The sequence below is a fragment of the Pseudoalteromonas sp. genome, from assembly GCF_036960685.1.
In the GTDB taxonomy this organism is placed as follows: Bacteria; Pseudomonadota; Gammaproteobacteria; order Enterobacterales; family Alteromonadaceae; genus Pseudoalteromonas.
In genome coordinates, this window is the sequence record NZ_JBALXK010000082.1 from 1 (window position 1) to 525 (window position 525).

The 525-nt window shown below is 51.0% G+C and carries 1 protein-coding gene; it reads left to right on the forward strand.

Annotation, left to right across the window (positions count from 1 at the left end):
* Positions 1–525 (forward strand): glutamate synthase-related protein (locus V7783_RS21160; protein ID WP_335680403.1); only part of this gene is annotated, 525 nt, incomplete at both ends.

The following is a 525-nucleotide window of genomic DNA, read 5'->3' on the forward strand; positions in this document are numbered from 1 at the left end:
GTGCAAAACCGGGCGAAGGCGGGCAATTACCTGGCCACAAAGTCGACAAGCAAATCGCTGGTGTGCGTCACTCGACACCGGGCGTTGGTTTGATCTCTCCGCCACCGCATCATGACATTTATTCAATTGAAGATTTATCTCAGTTGATCCATGACTTGAAAAACGTAAACAGTGCTGCACGGATATCGGTCAAATTGGTATCCGAGGTTGGTGTTGGAACGATCGCTGCAGGCGTATCCAAAGCTTATGCCGATCACGTAACCATTTCTGGTCACGATGGTGGTACAGGTGCCAGCCCGTTGACGTCTTTGTTAAATGCGGGCGGACCTTGGGAAATTGGTTTGGCTGAAACACAACAAACTCTTGTATTGAACGAGTTGCGCGGTCGTATTTCTGTGCAGGTTGACGGTGGTCTTCGCACGGGTCGTGATGTTGTCGTTGGGGCCTTGTTGGGCGCGGACGAATTTGGTTTCGCCACAGCAGCATTGGTATCTGAAGGGTGCATCATGATGCGCAAGTGTCACT